Annotated in this window: 4 protein-coding genes; 2 read left to right on the forward strand and 2 right to left on the reverse strand. The window is 71.7% G+C overall.

Annotation, left to right across the window (positions count from 1 at the left end):
- Positions 1-122: 122 nt before the first annotated feature.
- Positions 123-767 (reverse strand): TetR/AcrR family transcriptional regulator, encoded by a 645-nt coding sequence (locus ACZ63H_RS29310; RefSeq protein WP_469870146.1) that lies wholly within the window; start codon positions 765-767, stop codon positions 123-125.
- 112 nt (positions 768-879) lie between these two features.
- On the reverse strand, positions 880-1,776 hold the full coding sequence (locus ACZ63H_RS29315; protein ID WP_469870140.1) for an alpha/beta hydrolase: 897 nt from the start codon (positions 1,774-1,776) through the stop codon (positions 880-882).
- Positions 1,777-1,899: 123 nt separating this feature from the next.
- Here ACZ63H_RS29315 and ACZ63H_RS29320 point away from each other — a divergent pair, with 123 nt between their 5' ends.
- Together ACZ63H_RS29320 and ACZ63H_RS29325 are read left to right on the forward strand one after the other, a co-directional pair.
- Positions 1,900-2,334, forward strand: a complete 435-nt coding sequence (locus tag ACZ63H_RS29320; protein ID WP_469870142.1) for a hypothetical protein — start codon at positions 1,900-1,902, stop codon at positions 2,332-2,334.
- 143 nt (positions 2,335-2,477) lie between these two features.
- On the forward strand, positions 2,478-2,762 hold the full coding sequence (locus ACZ63H_RS29325; protein WP_469870144.1) for a GlsB/YeaQ/YmgE family stress response membrane protein: 285 nt from the start codon (positions 2,478-2,480) through the stop codon (positions 2,760-2,762).
- Positions 2,763-2,917 lie beyond the last annotated feature (155 nt).

Consider the following 2,917-nt stretch of genomic DNA (forward strand, 5'->3'; position numbering starts at 1 on the left):
CTCCCCGGCGGGGGGGGAAAGCGTTGCATGGGAAGGGGGGGTGCCCAGATGGGGGGGTGTGGGAGGAAGAGGGGGGCAGGGGGGAGGAGCCCCCCCGGGGCGCCCCCCCCCCCCCCGGGGCGTCAGGGGGCGGCCGGCAGCAGCGAGGGGTCGGTGGCCTCGGAGCGCAGGCGCCTCAGGACGGCCTTGGCCGCCTTGTCGTAGCACGTGAAGTCGTCGTGCAGGACGGACTCGGCGTTCGCCATCTCCAGGAACGCCACGAGCTCGAAGACCAGCTGGGGGATGTCGGCGTCCCGCGCGAGTTCCCCGGCGAGCTGTGCCTCGCGCGCGGTCTGCTCCAGGTAGGAGAACCAGTTGGCGCGGGCCGCGGCGAGCGTGTCGTGGACCTTGCCCTCGCGGGCGTCGTACTCGGCGGAGACCGAGTAGAAGAAGCAGCCGCCCGGGAAGACGCGCTCCCGGGAGTACGTGAGCCAGCCCGTGCACAGGCACCACAGGCGGCCGATGCCCGCCGGCAGGTCCCGGGCGGGCTGGACCACGTGTTCCAGGTACACGGTGATGGCCGTGCGGATGGTCGCGAGCTGGAGGTCCTCCTTGGAGCCGAACAGGGCGAACACCCCGCTCTTGCTCAGCTTCAGCTCGCTCGCGAGCTGCCCCATGGACAGGGCCGCGAGCCCCTCCACGGAGGCGATCTCCACGGCCCTGCGGAGAATCAGCTGGCGGGTCTGGTTTCCGCGCGCGATCCGGCCGTCGGCCTGCGTTCCTGCCACACCCATGTGCACCCGCTCTCCTGGACCGGACGTTCTCGGCTCCGTTGAGGTGTCCACAGTGTAACCAATGAGCGGACGTTCGTTCGGTTAGTCTCCGCCGAAGCGGAAGCATTCAGTCCATGGAGAGCGTACGCGGGTCCGGCTCGTCGGCGCCGTGCGCGCCGGGGCCGACGAAGTCGAGGACGGTGCGCAGGACGTCCGCGTCGCCGAGGATGCGCCGGTGCCCGAGGCCGCTGGTGACGACGAGCCGGGCCTGGCCACCGAAGGCCGCGGCCAGCCGGCGGCCCTGGGCCACCCCGATCCTGGTGTCGTCCTCGTCGTGGACCACCAGCAGGGGCGAGCGCACGCTCCGGGGCATGTCGGTGAGCGAGAACGGCACCTCCTCGGCGGGCATGCCGGAGAAGAGCCGTCCGCGGATCTCGTCGCGCAGCCGCGCCTCGAGCCGGTCGCGCACCTTCAGTTCGGCGCAGAACTCCCGGATCAGGTAGTCGAAGTCGCAGACCCCGCTGATGGTGACGATCTTCCGGGCCCGCACCCCGTGCCTGAGCCCGAAGAACGAGCCCAGCGCGCCCATCGAGTGGGCTATCAGGCACTCGAAGGTGCCGTACTGGCCGTGCAGCGCGGAGACGATGTCGCGGTAGTCCAGGATCGTGGTGCTGCGGCCGGCCGCGTCGCCGTGGCCCGGGGCGTCGAAGGCGACGACGCTGTAGCCGCGCTCCAGCAGTCCGGGGACGAAGCCGGAGAGCCGGGAGGCGCGCGACTGCCAGCCGTGCACCAGCAGCACGGGCCGGGATCCGTCGCCCCAGCGGTACGTCACCGCGTGCCTGCCGCCGCCGAGTTCGACGCGGCCGACGTGCGCCGCGCCGGACACCTCGCGCTCGGCGGACCGCGGCCGGCTGCGCGCCAGCGGCATGTGGAACAGGGTGAACGCGCCCTTGCCCGCCAGCCGCCCCGAGACGAGGGAGGCGGTGTTGAGGACGGCGCTCGCAACGGCCTCGGTGGGTTTCATGCTCGCCACTCCTCGGTCAGGCGTCAGGAGGCTGATACATTAGCACGCACGACCGTACAGTTTTATAGGGTTTCCGGCCGGACGTTCTCCCCGGGCCCTGTGCTCCCGAGGAGTGAGCCGTCCATGCCGGTGCCCGTCTGGTTCGCCCCGTGGAAGCCCGGCCCGGCGGGCCCGGACGGGGAGGCGGGGGGCGCGGCCGTCGTGAGCGTCACCGGCTTCGCCGCGTACCGCCCCTGGACCTCGCTCGGCATCCACGTCACGGGCCTCGCCCTGCGCCGGACCTGGGACGTCACCGAGGGCGCGATCGGGCTGTGGCTGTGGAGCGTGCCGGGACTGCTGCGCCCGCACTCCGGGTCGGTCTCCGTCTGGCGCGACGAGGACCGGCTGCGGGACTTCGTCGCCCGTCCCGACCACGTGCGCATCATGCGGACCTATCGCGACCTGGGCGCCCTTCGCTCGGTGACCTGGCGGACCGCCGCCTTCGACCGGGATGCGACCCAGGAGGCGGCACGGTCCCTGATCGAGGAGTGGCACACCCGGCCGACGCCCCGGGCGTGACACCGTCACCACGCCGCCCGGACCGCTCCCCGGTTCCGCGGGCGAGAGGGCCGCAATCAAAAGGGGACGTTTGTACGAGCGCAGACGGTACACACGATGAGCAAGCCCCTATTCGACGGAACGACGAAACGGAGACCACCACCATGGGCATCATCGCGTGGATCATCCTCGGCCTGCTCGCCGGCGCCATTGCCAAGGCCCTCATGCCGGGCAAGGACCCCGGCGGCATCATCGTCACCATGCTCATCGGCGTGGCCGGTGGTCTGCTCGGTGGCTGGCTCGGCAAGGTGATCTTCGGCGTCGACTCCGTCGACGGGTTCTTCGAGCTGTCCACGTGGATAGCCGCCATCGTCGGCTCGCTCATCCTGCTCGCCCTGTACCGCCTGGTCACCGGCAGCCGTCACTCCCACTCCCACCGTCACGCCTGACCGGACCGCGGACGCCGCGGGCAGCCACGACCGCGATGAACCACCGGGACGAGCCCCAGCAAGCCATCCAGGGGGGGTGTCGCAGGTGGAGCCGTCCCTTGGCGGGAGCCTGGGAAGCAGCCGGCTGGTGGCCACGGGGGTTAGTGGGCCCCCCC

This window comes from Streptomyces sp. NPDC104831, assembly GCF_055583025.1.

Coding starts and splice junctions, on each gene's coding strand:
- ACZ63H_RS29315 (WP_469870140.1), bottom strand. CDS start 1,776: ATGAAACCCACCGAGGCCGTTGCGAGCGCCGTCCTCAACACCGCCTCC.
- ACZ63H_RS29320 (WP_469870142.1), top strand. CDS start 1,900: ATGCCGGTGCCCGTCTGGTTCGCCCCGTGGAAGCCCGGCCCGGCGGGC.
- ACZ63H_RS29325 (WP_469870144.1), top strand. CDS start 2,478: ATGGGCATCATCGCGTGGATCATCCTCGGCCTGCTCGCCGGCGCCATT.